General features: G+C 62.5%; 16 protein-coding genes. 7 read left to right on the top strand and 9 right to left on the bottom strand.

Annotation, left to right across the window (positions count from 1 at the left end):
* Positions 1-35 precede the first annotated feature (35 nt).
* From ABQX22_RS08410 to dsbD, 4 genes are all read right to left on the bottom strand, one after another.
* Entirely contained in the window at positions 36-599 is a 564-nt protein-coding gene (locus ABQX22_RS08410; RefSeq protein ID WP_349798392.1) for a TetR/AcrR family transcriptional regulator, read from the bottom strand.
* Between the two features lie 163 nt (positions 600-762).
* Positions 763-1,530: a thiol:disulfide interchange protein DsbG gene (dsbG, locus tag ABQX22_RS08405; RefSeq protein WP_349798390.1), complete on the bottom strand. Its 768-nt coding sequence runs from the start codon at positions 1,528-1,530 to the stop codon at positions 763-765.
* The gene (locus tag ABQX22_RS08400) at positions 1,527-2,369 is read right to left on the bottom strand and encodes a TlpA family protein disulfide reductase (RefSeq protein ID WP_349798388.1); all 843 of its coding nucleotides are present in this window, start codon (positions 2,367-2,369) and stop codon (positions 1,527-1,529) included. Before ABQX22_RS08400 ends, dsbG begins: the two co-directional genes overlap by 4 nt.
* Complete coding sequence (gene dsbD / locus ABQX22_RS08395; protein WP_349798386.1) at positions 2,369-4,102, bottom strand: protein-disulfide reductase DsbD; 1,734 nt, start codon at positions 4,100-4,102, stop codon at positions 2,369-2,371. Before dsbD ends, ABQX22_RS08400 begins: the two co-directional genes overlap by 1 nt.
* A gap of 276 nt (positions 4,103-4,378) precedes the next feature.
* On the opposite strand from dsbD, the gene ABQX22_RS08390 reads away from it, so the two are divergent.
* Positions 4,379-5,062, top strand: coding sequence for a response regulator (locus ABQX22_RS08390; RefSeq protein WP_349798385.1), 684 nt, complete (start codon positions 4,379-4,381; stop codon positions 5,060-5,062).
* Positions 5,059-6,399, top strand: a complete 1,341-nt coding sequence (locus tag ABQX22_RS08385; RefSeq protein WP_349798383.1) for a sensor histidine kinase — start codon at positions 5,059-5,061, stop codon at positions 6,397-6,399. The genes ABQX22_RS08390 and ABQX22_RS08385 overlap by 4 nt, the downstream gene beginning before the upstream one ends.
* A gap of 13 nt (positions 6,400-6,412) precedes the next feature.
* On the opposite strand, the gene ABQX22_RS08380 is transcribed toward ABQX22_RS08385, so the two are convergent.
* The gene (locus ABQX22_RS08380) at positions 6,413-9,541 is read right to left on the bottom strand and encodes a multidrug efflux RND transporter permease subunit (RefSeq protein WP_349798381.1); all 3,129 of its coding nucleotides are present in this window, start codon (positions 9,539-9,541) and stop codon (positions 6,413-6,415) included.
* Between the two features lie 8 nt (positions 9,542-9,549).
* Positions 9,550-10,665, bottom strand: a complete 1,116-nt coding sequence (locus ABQX22_RS08375; RefSeq protein ID WP_349798379.1) for an efflux RND transporter periplasmic adaptor subunit — start codon at positions 10,663-10,665, stop codon at positions 9,550-9,552.
* A 384-nt stretch (positions 10,666-11,049) separates the two neighbouring features.
* Between ABQX22_RS08375 and ABQX22_RS08370 the strand changes: the two genes are divergently transcribed.
* Complete coding sequence (locus ABQX22_RS08370) at positions 11,050-12,324, top strand: serine/threonine transporter (protein ID WP_349798377.1); 1,275 nt, start codon at positions 11,050-11,052, stop codon at positions 12,322-12,324.
* Between the two features lie 114 nt (positions 12,325-12,438).
* On the top strand, positions 12,439-13,107 hold the full coding sequence (locus ABQX22_RS08365; protein WP_349798375.1) for a hypothetical protein: 669 nt from the start codon (positions 12,439-12,441) through the stop codon (positions 13,105-13,107).
* 78 nt (positions 13,108-13,185) lie between these two features.
* Here the strand turns inward: ABQX22_RS08365 and ABQX22_RS08360 are convergent, their stop codons facing one another.
* Positions 13,186-13,980: an SDR family NAD(P)-dependent oxidoreductase gene (locus ABQX22_RS08360; protein ID WP_349798373.1), complete on the bottom strand. Its 795-nt coding sequence runs from the start codon at positions 13,978-13,980 to the stop codon at positions 13,186-13,188.
* 281 nt (positions 13,981-14,261) lie between these two features.
* Between ABQX22_RS08360 and ABQX22_RS08355 the strand changes: the two genes are divergently transcribed.
* A complete protein-coding gene (locus ABQX22_RS08355) occupies positions 14,262-15,188 on the top strand; it encodes a Gfo/Idh/MocA family protein (RefSeq protein WP_349798371.1) in 927 nt (308 codons plus the stop codon).
* 87 nt (positions 15,189-15,275) lie between these two features.
* Here the strand turns inward: ABQX22_RS08355 and ABQX22_RS08350 are convergent, their stop codons facing one another.
* A complete protein-coding gene (locus tag ABQX22_RS08350; protein WP_349798369.1) occupies positions 15,276-16,760 on the bottom strand; it encodes a sensor domain-containing diguanylate cyclase in 1,485 nt (494 codons plus the stop codon).
* A gap of 316 nt (positions 16,761-17,076) precedes the next feature.
* Between ABQX22_RS08350 and ABQX22_RS08345 the strand changes: the two genes are divergently transcribed.
* Together ABQX22_RS08345 and ABQX22_RS08340 are read left to right on the top strand one after the other, a co-directional pair.
* Entirely contained in the window at positions 17,077-17,481 is a 405-nt protein-coding gene (locus tag ABQX22_RS08345; protein ID WP_349798368.1) for a YidH family protein, read from the top strand.
* Positions 17,478-17,828: a DUF202 domain-containing protein gene (locus ABQX22_RS08340; RefSeq protein ID WP_349798367.1), complete on the top strand. Its 351-nt coding sequence runs from the start codon at positions 17,478-17,480 to the stop codon at positions 17,826-17,828. Before ABQX22_RS08345 ends, ABQX22_RS08340 begins: the two co-directional genes overlap by 4 nt.
* 366 nt (positions 17,829-18,194) lie before the next feature.
* On the opposite strand, the gene ABQX22_RS08335 is transcribed toward ABQX22_RS08340, so the two are convergent.
* Positions 18,195-19,790: a gamma-glutamyltransferase family protein gene (locus ABQX22_RS08335; protein WP_349798365.1), complete on the bottom strand. Its 1,596-nt coding sequence runs from the start codon at positions 19,788-19,790 to the stop codon at positions 18,195-18,197.
* Positions 19,791-19,818: the final 28 nt, after the last annotated feature.

The following is a 19,818-nucleotide window of genomic DNA, read 5'->3' as shown; positions in this document are numbered from 1 at the left end:
GTGCGTTCCCCTGCTGTTGAGAGGGGAGCGCTGGTTCAGGCCTTGGCGGCGAGTTGTTTGAGCTGCTCGCGGGTGGTGTCGAGAATGCGGTCGGCGAGGGCAGGGTCTTTCGCGCTGCGAGACAGCACCAGCGCACCCACCATGGTCGCCATCGTTACCAGGCTTTGATCGCTGTTATCGTCGCCGGGCAGACTGGACTCCAGCTTCGCCAGCATGCGCAGGATCAGATCGTCAGTGATTTCGCTGGGTTGTCCGCGCTGCCCCAGTTCGGCGGCCATGGTCGGCAGTGGGCAGCCTTTGTCGGGGCTGTCGCGGTGAGCGCTGGACAGATACAGATCGATGAACGCCGCTGCGGATTTGTCTCCATCCAGCGTCTTGTAGGTCGACTCAGCCATCTGATCAACCGCGCGGCGCAGGGCTTTTTCGACCAGTTCGTCCTTGGACTTAAAGTGGGCATAGAACCCACCGTGGGTCAGGCCCAGCGCCTTCATCAACGGCTGCAGGCCCGTAGCACCAATACCGTCTTTCCTGAAACGGGCAGCCGCTTCCTGGAGAATGCGTTGATGGGTCTGCGCTTTATGGTCTTCGGCGTACCGCATTGAATGAGCCTCCTGACTATGGCTCTTGGAATGTTGATCGACATTCTCACACGAAATGACAAGCCCCTGCAGTATCCGCCTTCGGGGCCTTGTCACCACTGGTCAGTTGGTCGCAGCCCCCAGTGCTTGCCGGACAATGTGTCCCGTCGCACCGACAAATTGCTTATTTGGGGCCCATCATTTTCGCCAGAGCGTCAGGCCGTGGTGCGCCTTGTTGCTGCTGGACATTGCCGTCCTCGTCCTTGTAGAAAATCGAGGGCGTCGCCGACAGCCCCATGTCTTCCATCAGTTTCATGTTGGCGTCGAGTCGGGCCTGTATGTCCTTGGGAATGCTGCTCAGGGGCTTGAGTGAACTGCCTTTGCCCGCCGCTTCGTGTTTCTCCAGCGCCAGTTCCGGGTTCTTGTCGGCCAGCAGCGCAGCAGCCTTGGCGGCGCTGTCTTCACGGATGATGCCGACCATGATGTGGCGCAGTTGCACCTTGCCGGATTTCACCCACGGCCGCGCCTGCTCCCAGAACACGTTGCAGTAAGGACAATTGGCGTCGCTGAACAGGTAAATCACTTTCGGGGCGGTCTTGGCGCCGTCAGCGATCCAGGTGCTGCTCTCCATCTGAGCCCATATGGCGGTGGTCATCGGGCCGTACACCAGCTTTTGCAGCGGCGCATGACTGAGGTCTTCGCCTTTGTCATCAAACAGATTGCCCGCCAGGACGTGCTTGCCGTCGGCCGTCAGGTACAGCGCCATGCCTTGATTCTCATATTGCGCGGCATAACCCTTGAGACCGCCGGGCGCGTCGAAACTGCCCTTGATGTTGGCGCCCTTGGCCTCCAACGCCTTGATGGCGGCGGGCAGTTCTTCGGCGTGCACCAGCGCACTGTTCATTGACAACAGACTGGCTACAGCCACAAGCGAATAACGGGTCAGGCTCATTGAGCACTCCTTGAAAGCGAAGAAGGTAAGGGCGATGCCGAGCTGAGGCGATCCAGCGTGTGTTGCAGACTCGCGGCAGACAGTTCGCCCAGGTGCGCGGTCAGCAGACCACCGTCGGGGGTATAGAAAAGGGTGGTGGGCAAGGCCGCGGAACCGACCTGTTGCCCCAATTGCCCGCGGCTATCAAACAGCAGGTTGTCCAGATGCAGACCCTGGGCCGCAAGAAAAGTGGCGACAGTGCCGGGGGTTTCGGCCTGATTGACGAACAGGAAAACCACATCGTCATTGGCCTGCTGCGCCGTCTGCAGCACCGGCATCTCACGGCGACAGGGCGGGCACCACGTGGCCCACAGATTGATCACCAGCTTTTTGCCCTGATAGTCACTCAGGCGCACCGACTCCCCGGCCGCGTTACGCACGCTCAGGTCCGGGAGGCGCTCAGCGTGTGCCTGTTGGTTGATGCCGATCGTCGCCAGCAGCCAGAACGCCAGGCCGACTCCGGTGCCGTAGCCCAGCGGCATGCGCAACGCAGGGTGCTTCCAGCCGTACAAGGCGGCGCTCAGGACCGCGGCCGCCACGCCCGGCCATGACAGAAAGCCGCCGTCCCGGATGTCGACGATGCCCAGCACGTTGTCGCGGTACTGAGCCCAGTACAGCGCGACGAAACTGAGGCGAGCCACCAGCAGACCGAGCAGAAACAGACCGAAAATGGCTTTCTCGGGATTCACTCGGCGCTTGCGTCCTGCGATCCAGCCCACCAGCGTGGCCAGCGTTAAAGCGATCAACAGCACTACATGGGCCATGGACAACGCGAAGGGGCCGATGGAAAAACTCAGCATCAGCCGCGCTCCCGGGTGGATTGCCAGTGTTGCATGAAGCCCGTTGCGTCAATTTGACCGGTGATGCGTTGCTCTCGACGCTCTTCACCATTCGGTCCCAGCCAGAGCAGGCTGGGCGGCCCCGGCACCTTGTAGCGGCCGAGCAGCGCTCGGCTGGCGTCGTTGTCGGCGGTCACGTCCACGCGTAACAAGTGCACGCCGTTGAGTGCGCTGATGACGTCGGATTTGGCGAACACCTGTTTCTCCATGATCTTGCACGACACGCACCAGTCGGCGTAGTAGTCCAGCAGCACCCATTGGCCCTGCGCCCTGGCGTTGGCCAGTTCGGCATCCAGCGCCTGGGGGGTGGTGACGGTCTTGAAGGCATCGTGAGTCGCGGCGGCGTCTGTCCCCCGCGTGCCGCTGTAGACCTTCAACGGCTGCAATGGATCACTGGCACCCCCTGCCGCGCCCACCAGCATCATCACAGCCCACAGCCCCAGCACCAGACTACCCGGTCTCAACAGCAACGACGCACGTTCATGGCTTCGGGTCTGTATGAACGCGCTGAAAGCCGCGATCAACAGCAATACACCTGACAGCGCCAGCCACAGGGATTCATTCAGCAGCGGCCTGATGATGATCAATGCGGTCGCCAGCAGCATAAAGCCGAACAACGCTTTGACACGGTCCATCCAGGCGCCGGGTTTGGGCAGGAACCGGCTGCCCACGGTCACCAGCAGTAACAGCGGCAAACCTATCCCCAGCCCCATGACGAACAACACCAGCGCGCCGTGCAGCGCGTTGCCGCTTTGTGCGATGTACAACAATGCGCCGGCCAGAGGCGCGGTCATGCAGGGACCCACCATCAGCCCGGACAAGGCACCAAGCACCGACGCACTGACCAGACTGCCGCCTCGACGGTTGCGCCCGGCGCTTTCCAGGCGATCGCGCAGGACCGCAGGCAATTGCAGCTCGAAAAAGCCGAACATGGGCAGGGAGAGGAGGACGAACAGGGCGGCGAAACTGCCCAGCAACCAAGGCTGCTGCAGGGTCGATTGCAGGCTGGCGCCCAGCGTTGCGGCAATCACACCGAGCCCGGCGTAGACCAGCGCCATGCTCACGACATAGCTGCCTGCCAGCGCCAGACCGCGTTTGGGGCTGGCGCCGCTGCCCACCACCACATTGGCCAGAATCGGCAGCATCGGCAACGAGCACGGGGTAAACGCCAGCAGCAGGCCCAGGCCGAAAAAGATCAGCAGGCTCAAGCCGAGCGAACGCTGCTGCAGGCTGCTGGCCAGGGCTTGATCCGGCGCTTGTCCGGTGACACCCCGGTCAACCGCGCCGCCGAGATCCACCGTTTGGCTGTTTGGCGGATAACACAGGCCCGCGTCGGCGCAGCCTTGCCATCCCACTTTGATCTGGCCGCTGGCCGCCGCGGGGATCGTCAGCTCCAGGCTTTGACGATAGACCTGTTGTTGGCCGAAAAACTCGTCGCTGTGGTCCTCGCCTTGGGGCAGCGTCGGCATGTTCTCAGGGGAAAGACCTTCGAGCTTGATACGCTGTTGGTACAGGTAATAACCATCGCGAATCTGCCAGTACAAGCGGGTCTGGCCGGATTCAAGGCGTTCGGAGGAGAAGACGAACGCTTGCCCGGCAGGCAGGAAATCAGGCTTCTTGAACACATCGATGGCCGGTACGGCGTAGGCCAGGACCGGGAACAGCAGTAATAAAAACAGCAAACACTTACGCATGCACAATCCTTGTGGATAAGAGAGTGGGCGCAGGGTGTGAGGCGCTGATTAAGGCCGTATTAACGAATAGGTGGATTGAGTCTCGCACCCCCTGTAAGAGCTGACGAGCCCGTGTGAGGCTGCGATGCGGTGTGTCAGACAAATTGCATCGCAGCCTTCGGCAGCTCGTCAGCTCTTACAAAGGTCTTGGACAAACGCCGATATCGCTCCAGTCGAGATGGCATAATCGCGCCTTAATCCGACCGCCCCTAAATAGGCCTTTTTTCGAGCCCCGCCATGCACGTATTGCTCTGCGAAGACGATGATCTGATTGCCAGCGGCATTGTTGCCGGCCTGGGGGCACAGGGCCTGACGGTGGACCGGGTGGCGACGGCGTCGGCCGTGCGGGCCATGCTGTCGGCGGCGCATTTCGATGTGATGGTGCTGGACCTCGGACTGCCCGATGAGGACGGCCTCAAGCTGCTTCGCCATCTACGTCAGCAGGGCATCGACCTGCCGGTGCTGATCCTCACCGCACGGGACACCGTGACGGACCGCGTCGACGGCTTGCAGGCGGGTGCCGATGACTACCTGCTCAAACCCTTCGATCTTCGCGAGCTCAGCGCCCGTTTGCACACGCTCATCAGGCGCATGGCGGGGCGCAGCGTCAACGTCATCGAGCATGGATGCCTGACCTACGACCCCAGCAGTCGCGAAACCCGTCTGGCTGGGGAGTCCGTCGATCTGTCCCGCCGCGAGCAGGCGTTACTGCACGCCCTGTTGCACAACCATGGCCGCGTGCTCTCCGGCGAACAGCTCAAGGACTGCGTCTACGGCTTCAGCGATGAGGTGGAAAGCAATGCCCTCAACGTGCACATTCATCACCTGCGACGCAAACTGGGTGGCGGCATCATCGAGACGGTGCGCGGCCTGGGTTATCGCCTGGGACCCGCCGGCCATGGCGCGGAGCACCCTCAATGATGAGCCTCAGACTGCGCTTGAGCCTGACGCTCGGTGGTGCGTTCATCTTGATCTGGGTGCTGGCGGCGGCCTGGATGCTCTGTGACCTGCGCATGCAGATGATGGATTCGCTCGACCAGCGCCTGGCGGCGTCGGCGCGCATGGTCGCAGGCCTGGTGGACCAGATGGAAATGCCGGAACCGCAGGCCAGCGGTGCCGATGCCCAGCGGCTGGCGGTGTCGAGCCCCCTGGCCTGCCAGGTCAGTTCCTTGCGCGGCGAAATCCTCGCCCGCAGCCACAACACCCCCGATGCGCCGCTCACTGCCGACGAAAGCGGCTATCGCGATCAGATGATCGACGGCGAACACTGGCGCAGTTTTACCCTGACCCACGGCGACGTCCGTATCACCACCGCTGACCGTCAGGAAGAGCGCGACGTGCTCGGCCATTCCGTGCTGCTCGCCGCCTCTGTCCCGGTGTTGGTGGCATTGCTGGGCAGCCTGGCATTGCTGTGGGTGGTCATTGGTCAGGGCCTGGCGCCGCTGCACCGAATGCGTGACGCCCTGAAGCGCCGCACCGCCGATTCGGTCGAGCCGCTGGATGTGCCGGGCTTGCCCAGCGAATTGCAGCCGCTGCTCAAGACCCAGAATCAACTGTTCCAGCGAATCGCCCAGACGCTGGAGCGCGAGCGCCGCCTGACCGGCGATGCGGCCCACGAACTGCGCAGCCCGCTCACAGCCATCAAGACTCACCTGCAAGTGGCACAGATGACGGACGGGGCGACACGGGACAAGGCGCTTGCCCACGCGGAGGAGGGTGCAGACCGCATGCATCGCACGCTGGAGCAATTGCTGTTGCTGGCGCGGGTCGAAGGCAGCCTGTCATTCGACGATGGTGTGCAGTGTGATGCCGAAAAGGTCGCGCGGTTGGCGATCCACGACGCGGCCCATGGCAACGAGCACTGCATTGAGCTGACCATCGCGCCGCAACTGTCCGGCGCCCCGGTGGAAATGCCTGCGGTCCTGGCCATCGCTGCCCTGCGCAACCTGCTGGACAACGCCCTGCGTCACACCGCCGTGGGGACACGGGTTGAACTGGCGTTGGTGAGCACGACCCGCCAGGCCTATTTCCGCGTGCGGGATTACGGCCCCGGCATCCCTGAAACGGATCTGGACAAACTGACCCAGCGCTTCTGGCGCAACGGCAAAAGCCCCGGCGCCGGCCTTGGCCTGGCCATCGTCCAGGCGATCGTGACCCGTTGCGCCTGCTCGCTCCGGTTCGACAATCAGCCCGATGGCTTGCGGGTCGAATTGCAGATGCCGCTGCAAACCAGCGCCACGTTGCCGCCGCTGGCCTGATGCGTAGCAGCCGTTACCCTTCGGCAGGCTTCAGCGCTGGCGAGGGTTCGACCGGCACTTTGTGTCGGCGCAAGCGCATCACCAGCCCATAAAGCAGCGGCACGAAAAACAGGGTCAGCACCGTCGCGCTGAGCATGCCGCCAAATACGCTGGTGCCAATCGCCCGTTGACTGGCTGATCCGGGCCCGGTAGCGAGCATCAGGGGCAACACGCCGAAGATGAACGCCAACGAAGTCATGACGATGGGCCGCAGCCGCATGCGCGCCGCTTCCAGGGCTGCGTGCAACACAGAAGCCCCCTGCCGGTGCAGCGTTTCGGCCACTTCGATGATCAGGATCGCGTTTTTGGCCGACAGCCCGATCACCGTGATCAAGCCGACCTTGAAGTACAGGTCATCCGGCATGCCGCGCAACGTGGTCGCCAGCAGCGCGCCAATGGCGCCCAGCGGAATCGCCAGAATCACCGCCAGCGGAATTGACCAGCTTTCGTACAGCGCCGCCAGACAGAAGAAAATCGCCAGGATCGACAGACCGAACAACACCGGCATCTGGTTGCCCGACACCCGTTCCTGATACGACTGTCCAGACCATTCCAGGCCGAACCCGCCCGGCAGTTCATCCACCAGCCGGGTGAGTGCGTCCATGGCTTGGCGAGTGCTGTAGCCCTTGGCAGGCGCGCCGCTGATTTGCAGGGCCGCGAACCCGTTGAAATGCTCGATCTCCAGCGCGTCGACGGTCCAGCGCATGGTCACGAACGCGCTGAGGGGCACCATGGCGCCGTCTTTATTGCGCACTCGAGCCTGCAACAGGCTTTCGGGTTGCTGGCGGTCCTTGCCCTCCGCTTGCACGATGATCCGGCGCACCTGATTGTTGTAGATGAAATCCCCGAGGTAATCAGAGCCGTACAACGTCGCCATGGTGTCGTTTATTTCGCTCAGGGACACGCCCATGCTCTGGGCCTTGAGCCGGTCGATGGACACCCGCAGTTGCGGCGCATCGTCCTGCCCCGAGAACGACATGTTGACCAGCGCCGGGTCTTTGGCAGCCAGCGCCAGCAGTTGGTTTTTGGCGTCGATCAAGGCGTCATGCCCCAGCCCGCTGCGGTCCTGCAGGCGCAGGTCGATGCCCTCGATGCGGCCCATGGACGGCAGCGGCGGCGTGTTGAGCGCCTTGACCTGTGCTTTTGGATGACGCGCGGTGCCGTGCTCGAAGTGTTCATTGACGCGGGCCAATATGGCGTCCAACTGCTGGTCGGGCTGTTTGCGCATGCCCCAGTCGATCAGTGACGGCCAGATCATGCCGGCGTTCTGCCCGTCGCCGAAGTAGCTGAAACCCTGCATCGCGAACAGGCTGGCGATGTTCGGATCGGTCCTCATGTAGGCCTGCACCTCGTCCAGTACTTCTCGGGTGTCGGCCTGAGTGGAGCCGGTCGGCAGCAGGATCACCGTGGCAAAACCGCCTTTGTCTTCGCTGGGTAAAAACGCGCCGGGCAGTCGCACCATGAGCAGTGCCATCACCGCGAACAGGGCCAGATACAACAGCAGGAAACGCACGGGACGCCGCAGAAAACCCGTCAGGCTGTGAGCGTAGAAGCGCGCCAGTGCCGGACTGAGCCTTGCCAGACGGCCGTCACCGCTTTTATGACCGACCGGTTTGAGCAGCGTGGCGCACAGGGCCGGCGTAAAGGTCAGGGCGAGAAACGCCGACAGCACCATCGGCACCGCCAGCGCCACGGAAAACTGCCGGTAGATCTGCCCGACCGCGCCCTGGAACAGTGCCATGGGGATGAACACCGCGGTCAGCACCAGGGTGATCGCGATGATCGCGCCGCTGATCTGGCCCATGGCCTTGAGCGTGGCTTCCCTGGCCGGCAAACCCTCTTCGCGCATGATGCGCTCGACGTTTTCCACCACGACGATGGCGTCGTCCACCAAAATCCCGATGGCCAGGACCATGCCGAACATCGTCAGCACGTTCAGGGAAAAGCCCAGCATCCACATCACGCCACAGGTGCCTGCCAGGGCGATGGGCACCACCAGCCCCGGAATCAGCGTGGCCCGCCAACTGCCGAGGAATACCCACATCACCAGAAACACCAGCACCATCGCTTCGATCAGCGTGTAACCGACCTTGACGATGGACAGCTTGACGAACACCGAGGTGTCGAACGCGGTCTGGTAGTGCATGCCGGGTGGGAACTGCACTGCCAACGCGTCCATGGTTTTAATGATCGCCTCGGTAGTGCTCAGCGCGTTGGCACCGGACGCCAGTTTGATCGAGATCGCCCCTGCGTAACGACCATTGACGAACGCCGGGTAGTCGTAATTGTTGCCCCCCAGTTCGACCCGCGCCACGTCCGACACGCGCAACGCCGAGCCGTCGTTGTTGACGCGCAGGGCAATCGCACCGAAAGCGTGGGGGGTGTCGAGGTCCTCCTGAACGGTCAACGGTGCGGTGATGGCCGTGCTTGCGGGTGAGGGCGACGCACCGATGGCGCCGAGGGTGATGCGCTGGTTTTGCAGGCTGATCGCGCTGATCAACTCGGTGGTGGTGATACCGGTGGCCGTCAGCCGGTGCACGTCGGGCCAGATGCGCATGGCGTATTCGGGGCTGTAGACCTCAACCTGGCCCACACCGGCGACACGCAGCAGCGCCGGGCGCACGATGCTGGTGGCGAAATCCCCCAGCTGAATGTCATCAACGTTCGGGTTGTCGGCGGTCAGCGTCACGAACAGCAGCTGGTTTTCGCCGCTTTGTTCCACGTCGATGCCCTGGCGGCGAACGCTTTCCGGCAGGCGTTCCTCTACACGGCGGATGCGGTTCTGCACCTCGACCGCCGCCAGTTTGGTGTTGGTGCCGGTTTCAAAATACAGGCTCAACTCCACCAGGCCTTCTGAACTGGTGGAGTTGAAATAGAGCAGGCCGGGAATGCCGTTCAGCTCGCGCTCGATCACGGAGGTCACCGTGCGCTCGGCCACCTCGGGTGACGCGCCAGGGTAAGTGGCCGAGATCGTGACCCGGGGCGGCGCGACGTTGGGGTATTGCTCCACTGCCAGTTTCGAGGCGGCATAACCGCCGCTCAGCACAATGAAGATCGCGATCACCCAGGCCATGACCGGACGATCAATGAAGAACGAGGACATGAATTTCCTTATTGGCCCTGAGCCAGACTGCTGTTGCCGGTGATCGGTTTCGCTTGCACTGCTTGCCCGTTGCTCAAGGCGCCGCCATCCAGAATCACGCGTTCGCCCCCGGACAGTCCCGAAGTGACCCGCCACAATTTGCCTTCCAGCGTGTCGGCGCTGACTTCGACCTGTCGCGCATGGCCGTTGTCGTCAAGCATGACGAACGCGCCGGTGCGGGTCCGTGTCAGCGCATGCTGGGGAATCAACACCGCCGGCGTGCCTTCGGGCTGCTGGTATTCCACCTGCACATACATCCCCGGCAGCAGCAGGTGATCGGGATTGTTGAACAGCGCGCGCATGGCAACGGTGTCGGTCAACGGGTCGACAGCGGTGTCGGAAAACAGCAACTTGCCCGGTGTCTCATACACCTGGCCATCGCCCAGCCGCACGTTTACCCGCATGGGCTCATGGCTGTCTTGCGACGCGACGGTGGCTTTGCGCAACGCCAGAAACTCTGCGGCCGGTTGGGAGAAGTTCACGTAGATCGGGTTGATCTGTTCCACCGTGGTCAATTTGGTGCCTTCGTCCTGGCCCACCATTGCGCCTTCAGTGACCATCGCCCGCCGCGCGCGCCCGGCAATGGGCGAAGTGACGCTGGCGTAATCGAGTTGCAGCCTGGCACTGCGCACTTTGGCGGCCGCCAGTTTTTCAGTTGCCCGCAGCTGTTTCTCCAGGAACAGGTCTTTGCGGTATTGCTGAATACTGATCGAATCGTAGTCGCGCAACTGTTTGGAGCGCTGCGCCACATCGGTCGCGGCATCGGCCGTGGCACCGGCCTGGGCCAGCTCTGCTTCCGCGGCGGCGAGACTGGCCTTCAGGGGTTCAGGGTCGATCAGGAACAGCAGCTCCCCGGCCTTGACGTCCGAGCCTTCGGTGTACGTGCGTTTTTCGACGATTCCCGCCACTCGCGCGCGGATTTCCGCAGTGCGATAGGCCTCTAGGCGACCGGTCAGTACGGTGGTGGGGGAGTGGCTGGAGCGCACGGCAACGACCACATCCACCATGGTTTTCGTTTCGGCGACGGGAGCGGTCGGTGGCTTGTTACACCCGCTCAGCAACGCGATGAGGGCGTATAGGGCCATGCGGAAAAAACGGGGAGCGCCAGCGTTCAGGCTCGGGAAAACCAGGAAATGTCTCAATCGTGCACGTCCATGCGTAAGCAATCGGAATAATGGGTAGCGGTGAGGCGGGCATAGATAGCAAATGTCGGGCCAAGTGCCAGCTGCCGTCCAGATGCGGCGCACATCGTACACGTCTCGCCGTTGCCGTACGCTTCATCAAGGTCCTGCATTGCCGTCGGACGCTTCCCAAAGTCTTCCCCCGGTCAGACAACCCTTTGATTCTTCTCCTTAATCCCGGACAATCGCGGCCCTTTCCCGTAGAGAACCGGTCAGGGCGCCGACTGCCACGCGATTTGACGCGCTTTTGACCACGCAGTTATCACCGGCAACGGAGACATCGACCGGATGAATGATCAGGCCAACAGCGTCGAAGAACGCTTCGACAATGCGCCCGCCAGCGTGACTTCATGGAACCGCCACGACACCACCTGGATGCTCGGGCTGTTCGGCACGGCGGTGGGTGCGGGCACGTTGTTCCTGCCGATCAATGCGGGCATCGGCGGCTTCTGGCCGTTGGTGATCCTGGCGTTGCTGGCGTTCCCCATGACGTTCTATGCGCACCGCGGCCTGACCCGTTTTGTGCTGTCCGGCCGCGAAGGCGCCGACATTACCGAGGTGGTCGAGCAGCATTTCGGCAAGACCGCCGGCGCGCTGATCACGCTGCTGTATTTTTTCGCCGTGTTCCCGATCCTGCTGATCTACAGCGTGGCGCTGACCAACACGGTCGCCAGTTTCCTCGAACATCAGATGCAGGTTCAGCCGCCACCCCGCGCCGTCCTCGCCTTCGTGCTGATACTGGGCTTGCTCGCGGTGGTTCGCTGCGGGGAGCGGTTCATCGTCAAGGCCATGAGCCTGATGGTGTATCCGTTCATCGTCGCGCTGCTGTTTCTGGCCGTGTTCCTGGTGCCGCACTGGACCGGTGGCATCCTGTCCACCGCAAGCACCGTGCCTGCGCCGTCATCGTTGCTGCACACGCTGTGGCTGGCCATCCCGGTGATGGTGTTTTCGTTCAATCACTCGCCGATCATCTCGGCGTTCGCGGTCGATCAGAAGCGTCAGTACGGCCAGCATGCCGAGCGGCGCAGCTCGCAAATCCTCGCCCGCGCCCATGGGCTGATGGTCGTGATGGTGCTGTTCTTCGTGTTCAGTTGCGTGCTGACCCTGTCACCTGAGCAACTGGCCGAAGCGAAGGCGCAGAACCTGTCGATCCTGTCGTACCTGGCCAACCATTTCAGCAACCCCACCATCGCCTTTGCGGCCCCGCTGATTGCCTTCGTGGCCATTACCAAATCGTTCCTCGGGCATTACATCGGCGCCAGCGAAGGGTTGAAAGGGCTGATCGTGAAATCCGGCCGTCGGCCTTCGCCGCGCGCGCTGGACCGTTTGACGGCAGGCTTCATGCTGGTGGTCTGCTGGCTGGTGGCAACGCTCAATCCGAGCATCCTCGGCATGATCGAAACCCTGGGCGGCCCGGTCATCGCGGCGTTGCTGTTCCTGATGCCGATGTATGCCATCCATAAGGTTCCGGCCATGCGCCGATACGCGGGCCGGTTCTCCAACGTGTTTGTAGTAATTGTCGGACTGGTGGCGATTTCGGCGCTGATCTATCCGCTGATATAACCCGTGTCACTATTCGTTTAGTTGATAGTTACCATCAGAATTCGCAAGTTCTGTTTTCTCGGCAAAAGAGGAGGATGGCGTCATACCAGATTCGCTGCACCGAGGAGATACGCGATGAGAATTTCTGCCCTGCTGGCGCTTGTTGCCGTATTGAGCGCAGGTGCTGTTGCAGGTCCTGTCTATGCCGCTGACGAACAGGCGTGCCACCTGACGCCGGTGGCCAACAGCAGCCTGGGACTGCAGGCCAGTCAGTCGGTGGGCGTGATCTACAGCGAGAACACGGTCAGCACGCTGGAATACCTTGAGCGCTACCACGCAATGGCGATTAAAGGCGTGAAGAACAGCGGTCTGGATTCCCGCATCCGCCAGGCCTTCGTCAACAGCTCTGACCCGAAACTGGCCATCGACTGGCTCAAGGCCTCTCTGGAAAAACAGTTCGCGTCCGTCACGGTGTACGACACGCTGGACGCCGTGATGCAGGCGCACCCTGACGTGGTGGTCATGCTCGACACCTACAACCGCCTGGTGACCCAGCGTAATACCCAGGTCGAAGCCCGCTACATGGCTCAGTTCTACGACGCCAACCTGCAATACATCGGCAAGGCCGAAGGTTTCGGTGGCAAGGAACTGTCTGCGGTGTGGGTCCACGACAAAGCCGCCCCTGAAATTGCGGCGCAGATCGACCAGCAGCGCGTGTTGCAGGTCAACGCGCTCAAGCAATTCGACGCCTCGCTCAAGGCGCTGGTGACCTCCGGTGAAGTGGCGCAGGTGGCTAAAAACTGACCGCGCTTACACCGCGAGTCTGAAATAAAAAACCGACGCTCAGGCGTCGGTTTTTGTTTAGGTGGGTGGCGCGTGCAATCAGGCGATGGTATCCACCACGCCGCCGTCCACACGCAAGGCCGCGCCGGTGGTAGCAGATGCTTGCTTCGAGGAAACGTAGACCACCATATTCGCCACTTCCTCAATGCTGGCCGCCCGTTGAATGATCGAGCTGGGACGGTGGGCCATGACGAAATCGGCGGCTGCGTCTTCCAGTGATTTACCGGTCTTGGTTACTTCATCCTTGAGCATGTCGGCCACGCCTTCGGACAGCGTCGGGCCCGGCAGGACGGCATTGACTGTCACGCCGGTGCCGGCCATGCGCTTGGCCAGGCCGCGGGAAACCGACAGGTTAGAGGTCTTGGTGAAGCCGTAATGGATCATGTCCGCCGGGATGTTGAGTGCCGATTCCGAAGAGATGAACACGATACGCCCCCAGCCACGCTCCGCCATGGGTTGTGCGTAGGCACGGGACAAGCGGATGCCGGACATGACATTGACGTCGAAGAAGCGCTGCCAGACGTCATCCGGTGTATCGAAGAAATCCTGCGGCCCGTAGATGCCGACGTTGTTGATCAGGATGTCCACGTTCGGCACGGCAGCCACCAATTCATCGCAGCCGCTGGCGCTGCCGACATCCGTCGCCACCCCGCGGACTTTCGCGTTGGGCACTTCCTGTTGAATGTGAGTCACGGCGGCGTCGACGGCTTCCTGCTTGCGGCCGTTGACGATGACCTCCGCCCCTGCCTGAGCGAGGCCCTTGGCGATGGCGTAACCGATGCCCAGTGTTGAGCCTGTAACCAAAGCGGTTTTGCCGGTCAGATCAATGTTCATGTCGGAATGCTCCTTGATGGGGAATGATCGTACTGAGGAATGAGTCAGGGTAGACCGCGCGCTGGCGCGATGGGTCCCCTTTTCAAGCTTCGCGGGCAAGCCTCGCTCCAACAAGGATCAGTGGCACCATCGGGATGCTGGTCCGCCACAAACCCTGTTGGAGCGAGGCTTGCCCGCGAAGGGGCCATTCCATGCACTCCACTGCACAACCCCGTTGTCGGCCTCGCGATTTACGTCTAGTTTGCTGGCCTGAATAACGACAAAAAAATGAGGAGTCTTTGATGCAACCGATTCGTCTCGGTCTGGTGGGCTACGGCAAGATTGCCCAGGATCAACATGTGCCCGCGATTCACGCCAATCCCGCGTTCCAGCTGGTGGCCGTCGCCACCCAAGGGCAGCCCTGCGCCGGGGTGGAGAACTTCCCGTCTTTGACGCAATTGCTCGCCCAAGGCCCTCGCGTCGATGCCATCGCGTTCTGCACCCCGCCCCAGGGCCGATTCGCCCTGGTGCGCGAAGCGCTGACGGCAGGCAAGCATGTGTTGGTGGAAAAACCACCGTGCGCCACGCTGGGGGAGGCCATGGCGTTGGCCGATCAGGCGCGTGAGCAGGGCGTCAGCGGTTTGTTTGCCTGGCACTCGCGTTATGCCCCCGGCATCGAAGCGGCCCGCGCATGGCTGGCGACCCGGACCCTCAACAGCGTGCAGATCGACTGGAAGGAAGACGTGCGCAAATGGCACCCCGGTCAGGCCTGGATTTGGCAGCCCGGTGGCCTGGGCGTGTTTGACCCGGGTATCAACGCGCTGTCCATCGTGACACACCTGCTGGCGTTGCCGCTGTTCGTCGCGTCCGCCGAGCTGCGGGTGCCCGCCAACTGCCAGTCGCCCATCGCTGCGTCCATCCGGATGTCGGACGCACGGCAACTGGATATCCGTGCCGACTTCGACTTCGACCACGGTCATGACGAGCTGTGGAGCATTGAAGTGCGCTGCACCGAAGGCACGCTGCGGCTGGACAACGGCGGTGCGTTGCTGAGCATCGATGGCATTCGCCAGGCGGTGTCGGAGGAGGGCGAGTACGCCGCGGTGTACCGGCATTTCCAGCAGCTCATTGGCGACCGTGCCTGTGACCTGGACCTGCAACCGCTGCGGCTGGTGGCGGACAGCTTCTTTGTCGGTAGCCGGGAATCGGTGGCGCCGTTCTACGACTGAACGGCGACGGCTGTGGCCGGTGTATCGATCGGGCCGAATGCGGCACCGGCCTGATCCTTCCCGCGTTATCTCATCCGGCCCCGTCCGCTAGACATCCGCTTGCCCCACTGTCTGATTCCGGCCGTTACGCTTGGCGGTGTACAGCGCCGCGTCGGCACGCTCGACCAACGTTTCCACGCTGGGGCACTCCTGTGGCAGGCAGCTGTATACGCCGAGGCTGATGCTGACGATGCCCAGTGGATTGCCGGCATGGGCGATGTTGCGGGCCAGGACCGTCTGACGAATCTTTTCCGCCAGGGAAAACGCCCCGGTCGCGTCGTTGTAGGGCAGGAAAATCGCCATTTCCTCCCCGCCATAGCGCACCGCCAGGTCGCCGGTGCGGTTCAGGCAGTCGCGGATGCACTGGGCCACCGCGACGATGCATTTGTCGCCCGCCACGTGACCATAGGCGTCGTTGTAGCTTTTGAAGAAATCGATGTCGATCATGATCAGGCTCAACGGGTGCAGGTTGGTGTCGGCGTCGGCGAACTCAAGGTCGAGGATGGCCTGGAAGTGCCGACGGTTCGCCAGGCCCGTCAAACTGTCCTGCAGCGCGAGCTTTTCCAGGGAGTGGCTGGCGATGCGCAGTTGCGACTCGGCCCTGAGCCCGAAACGGATCTGCTGAAACAGCAACACGCCAAACAGCGCGTTGGCGATCAGCACGCAGACGATCACGAACACCGAGCGCCAGGCATTCCGCCGCCACGCTTCAAGCACTTCGTTTTGTGACAAACCGGCCAGCACCACCAAGGGGTAGCGGTCCAGGCGTTTGAAGCCGTAGATACGTTTGATCTGGTCCAGCATCGACACCACCGTCGCGGTGCCTTCGTAGTCCTCCTTGAGGTATTTGCTGAACAGCTCGCCGTCGGCGATCGAGATGCCGGCGGTGGTGTTGATCGACGGACGTCGTGCCAGCACGGTGCCGTTGGCCAGCACCAGAGAAATCACGCCCCGTTCGCCGATGTTGAAGCGGTCGAAGAAGCGATCGAAATACACCAGCTCGATGGTCGCCAGCACGACGCCGGCGAAGTGGCCTTGGGCGTCATTGATGCGACGGGACAACGGAATGATCCAGTCGCCGGTGGTGCGGCTGCGCACCGCTTGACCGATGTAGGGCAGGGTGCTGTCGATGGTTTTATGAAACTGGAAATATTCGCGGTCGGCGTTATTGGCGTTGGGCGGCATGCGGCCCAGTGACGTGGCGGCCCAGTTGCCGTCCTTGTCGTAGATGAACAGGCCCTGGAGATGTTCGACACTGGCAGCGGTGGCCCGAAGGAAGTCGTGCATGCGCGGGCTGCGGGCGGCCTCGAAGCCGTCGTAGGTGAGCCGTTCGATAATGCCGGCGACCGGAATCGCCGCCTGATCGAAGGTGTCGTCAGCCTGTTGCGCCATGGAGCGCGTCAGGTTGGAAACAAACGTGTCGGCCACTGCCAATTCGTGGGTGCGCGCTTCCCGCAACTGCCACAAAGTAATGCTGGTAATCGACACGCACACCAGGACCGTGAACACCCCGGCCAGCCAAAGAACAGGCATGCGCTTCAATCGCCGGTTTTTTCGTGTGAAGTCCTGCCTGTCTTTACGTTTCAAACCCCACTCCTTGACCTCTACTGCTGCGAACAGAGTAGGACATGTTGTGAGCGAGGAATACGAAAAAAAGCGGGGATTGCCGCGCTGGCCGCAGGAAACGCGATTTGCGCGGGGACACGGCCGCATTGCCGGCGCTGTGCGGCCTGTGGCGCGACATCCATGTAGCGCGGCGCGACAGGGCGATTGGCCACGCGCATCCGGTGCGGGCCTTTCAATCCGGTGGGCGGTATGATTTGCGCACTCTACCCGACCACGGTGTGACATGAATTCCCAGGACCCCTCCAAACCTGCTGCGCCTGAACGTGATCGGCTCAGTGCATCCTTGTTAGGCGCAGGTTGCGAGCCTGATCCGCGTTTCACCCTCGCCAACGAGCGCACCTTCCTGGCGTGGATCCGTACCGCGTTGGCGTTTCTGGCGGGGGGTGTGGCAATCGAGGCGTTTACCGGCGACGTGTTCAGCCCTGACCTGCGGCGCGGTGTGGCGCTGACCTTGCTTGTGCTGGCGATGCTGGTCAGTGGCAGCGCCTGCGTGCGTTGGCTTAACGTCGAGCGCGCGATGCGTCAGCGCAAACCGCTGCCGCTGCCGGTGCTGGTGCCGATTCTGTCGTTGGGCGGGGCGTTGGTGGCGGCAGGGCTGATCGTATTTCTGAGTGTCGGCGCGTCGTGATCCGCCGCGTCGAGGATCGCAAGCTGGCCACCCTTGGCCACGACGATCCGGGGTTGCAGCCTGAGCGCACGTTGCTGGCTTGGCGCCGCACCCTGATGACGCTGCTGATTTGCTGCACCTTGTTCCTGCGCTGGATTCCGCACTTCGGCCTGTGGGCACTGATGCCCACCATTGTGGCGCTGGTGGCCAGCCTGCTGGTGCAAGTGGGGCTGAACGCCCGCTACCGAAAAAGCGCCAAGGGCCTGCGCCTGGAATACATCCCGGCGCCGTTTCGCGAAGTGGTGGTGCTGGGCATGACCGTGATCGTGCTCAGCCTGATCGGGGTGTATGCCGTCGTATTTCCCTGAGCGATGCGGGCGGCGCTTTTGATTCTGGCCGCAGGCCGTGGGAGCCATGCTTGCAGGCGATCTGCCGCGAAGCGGCAGCAAAACCTGAGCGCGCGGTGTGTCTAACGCGCCGTGGTGTCTGGTTCAGGGCCGCTGCGCGCCCCATCGTCGGCAAGCCAGACTCCCACGCCCTCCGGGCAGAGGCGATGATGCTGCGATCTGGTGCTTTGCTCGCGGCATGCCAACAATCTGTAGGAGCGAATTCATTCGCGAAGGGTCGGTAGGTCTGACGCATCCTCTGCGCCCGACCTGCCGATTCGCGAATAAATTCGCTCCTACAGTGGCAATCCGGCTCCCTCCCACTAAGCGGTTTCGGGCCTTATGGCTTTAATACGCCGCGACCAACCCATCCTTCCTCGGATCAGTACCACCCACATACCCATGCTCGGTACGCTGAATGATCTGCGCGCCGCCGAAGGCAAACACGCCGCTCGGTTCTTCCACGTCGATGTCGTGGCCCTTGGCGCGCAGTTCTTCGACCACCAGCCGGTCAAACGCGCGCTCGACCGCGACTTTCAAGCCGGCTTCAAGCCTCCAGCGCGGTGCGTCGGCGGCGGCCTGCGGGTTCTGTTTGTAGCGCAGGATGCGCATCATCATCTGCAAATGACCCTGAGCCTGCATCGGGCCACCCATCAGGCCGAACGACATCAACGGCGTGCCGTCTTCGTTCATGACGAAGCCCGGGATGATGGTGTGGAACGGGCGCTTGCCTGGGGCGACGGTGTTGACGTGGCCCGGATCAAGGGTGAAGCCCGCGCCACGGTTTTGCAGGCTGATGCCGGTACCGGGCACCACCACACCGGAGCCGAAACCCATGTAGTTGGACTGGATGAACGAGACCATCATGCCGCTCTCGTCCGCCGCCGACAGGTACACCGTGCCGCCTGCCTTGGGCGTGCCGTGGCCGGGATTGGCGGCCTGCTCGTTGACCAGCGCGGCGCGCTCCTTCAGGTAGGTCGGATCCAGCAAGTGCTCTGAGCGCACACGCATGTGGTCGTTGTCGGCCACATGCTCATCCAGGTCGGCCAGGGCCAGTTTCATGGCTTCCAGCACCGGGTGAACGGTGTCGACGCTGTCCACCGGATGCTCGCCCACGCCCAGCGCTTCGAGCATGGTCAGGCCGGAGAGGGTCGCAATGCCTTGGCCGTTAGGCGGCAATTCATGCACCACGGCGCCGGCGTAAGGCACCGACAGGGTGTCGATCCAGTCGACGCTGTGGGTGGCCAGGTCGTCCAGGCTCATGACGCTGCCGTTGGTGTGGGCGTGGGCGATCATCGCCTGCGCCAACTCACCGCGATAGAACGACTCGCCCTTGGTCTCGGCAATCGATTGCAGGGTGTTGGCATGGTCTTTCAGGCGGACTTTCTCGCCCGCCTTTGGCGCGTTGCCGCCTTGCAGGAAGCACTCGGCAAAACCCGGTTGATCCTTCAACAGCCCGGCACCACGACGCCACAACTCGGCAATGATCGGCGTGACCTGATAACCGTCCCGCGCATAACCGATGGCGGGTTCGGCCAGGGTCGCGAACGGCAGTTTGCCGTAACGCTCGGACAACGCCACCCACGCCGACACCGCGCCAGGCACGGTGACCGCACCCCAACCGCGTTGCGGCATTGCTTTCTGGCCAGCGAAATACTCTGGGGTCCAGGCCTTGGGCGAACGCCCGGAAGCGTTCAGGCCCTGCAATTTCTTCCCGTCCCAGACGATGGCGAACGCATCGCTGCCAATGCCGCAACCGGTGGGCTCGACCACGGTCAGCACCATCGCCGCCGCGATCGCCGCGTCCACCGCGTTACCGCCTTTGCGCAGCATGTCCAGGCCAGCCTGTGCAGCCAGCGGCTGGGAGCAGGCGACCATGTTGTTGCCCATCACCGGTGAGCGGGCGGACGCGTAAGGTTGGCTGTAATCCAGATCATCGAACATGAATTATCTCTCTTGGGCAGTAAACAAA

This window comes from Xanthomonas sp. WHRI 1810A, assembly GCF_040202885.1.
Taxonomy (GTDB): domain Bacteria; phylum Pseudomonadota; class Gammaproteobacteria; order Pseudomonadales; family Pseudomonadaceae; genus Aquipseudomonas.
Note: the sequence above shows the minus strand (reverse complement) of the source record. Positions and strands in the feature narration are given on the sequence as shown.

Excerpts from the sequence above, each read along its gene's own strand:
- ABQX22_RS08400 (WP_349798388.1), bottom strand. The coding sequence starts at position 2,369 with ATGCTGAGTTTTTCCATCGGCCCCTTCGCGTTGTCCATGGCCCATGTA.
- ABQX22_RS08365 (WP_349798375.1), top strand. The coding sequence starts at position 12,439 with ATGAGAATTTCTGCCCTGCTGGCGCTTGTTGCCGTATTGAGCGCAGGT.
- ABQX22_RS08350 (WP_349798369.1), bottom strand. The coding sequence starts at position 16,760 with ATGCCTGTTCTTTGGCTGGCCGGGGTGTTCACGGTCCTGGTGTGCGTG.
- ABQX22_RS08370 (WP_349798377.1), top strand. The coding sequence starts at position 11,050 with ATGAATGATCAGGCCAACAGCGTCGAAGAACGCTTCGACAATGCGCCC.
- ABQX22_RS08355 (WP_349798371.1), top strand. The coding sequence starts at position 14,262 with ATGCAACCGATTCGTCTCGGTCTGGTGGGCTACGGCAAGATTGCCCAG.
- ABQX22_RS08360 (WP_349798373.1), bottom strand. The coding sequence starts at position 13,980 with ATGAACATTGATCTGACCGGCAAAACCGCTTTGGTTACAGGCTCAACA.
- ABQX22_RS08385 (WP_349798383.1), top strand. The coding sequence starts at position 5,059 with ATGATGAGCCTCAGACTGCGCTTGAGCCTGACGCTCGGTGGTGCGTTC.
- ABQX22_RS08380 (WP_349798381.1), bottom strand. The coding sequence starts at position 9,541 with ATGTCCTCGTTCTTCATTGATCGTCCGGTCATGGCCTGGGTGATCGCG.
- dsbG (WP_349798390.1), bottom strand. The coding sequence starts at position 1,530 with ATGAGCCTGACCCGTTATTCGCTTGTGGCTGTAGCCAGTCTGTTGTCA.
- ABQX22_RS08345 (WP_349798368.1), top strand. The coding sequence starts at position 17,077 with ATGAATTCCCAGGACCCCTCCAAACCTGCTGCGCCTGAACGTGATCGG.
- ABQX22_RS08375 (WP_349798379.1), bottom strand. The coding sequence starts at position 10,665 with ATGGCCCTATACGCCCTCATCGCGTTGCTGAGCGGGTGTAACAAGCCA.
- ABQX22_RS08335 (WP_349798365.1), bottom strand. The coding sequence starts at position 19,790 with ATGTTCGATGATCTGGATTACAGCCAACCTTACGCGTCCGCCCGCTCA.
- dsbD (WP_349798386.1), bottom strand. The coding sequence starts at position 4,102 with ATGCGTAAGTGTTTGCTGTTTTTATTACTGCTGTTCCCGGTCCTGGCC.
- ABQX22_RS08410 (WP_349798392.1), bottom strand. The coding sequence starts at position 599 with ATGCGGTACGCCGAAGACCATAAAGCGCAGACCCATCAACGCATTCTC.
- ABQX22_RS08390 (WP_349798385.1), top strand. The coding sequence starts at position 4,379 with ATGCACGTATTGCTCTGCGAAGACGATGATCTGATTGCCAGCGGCATT.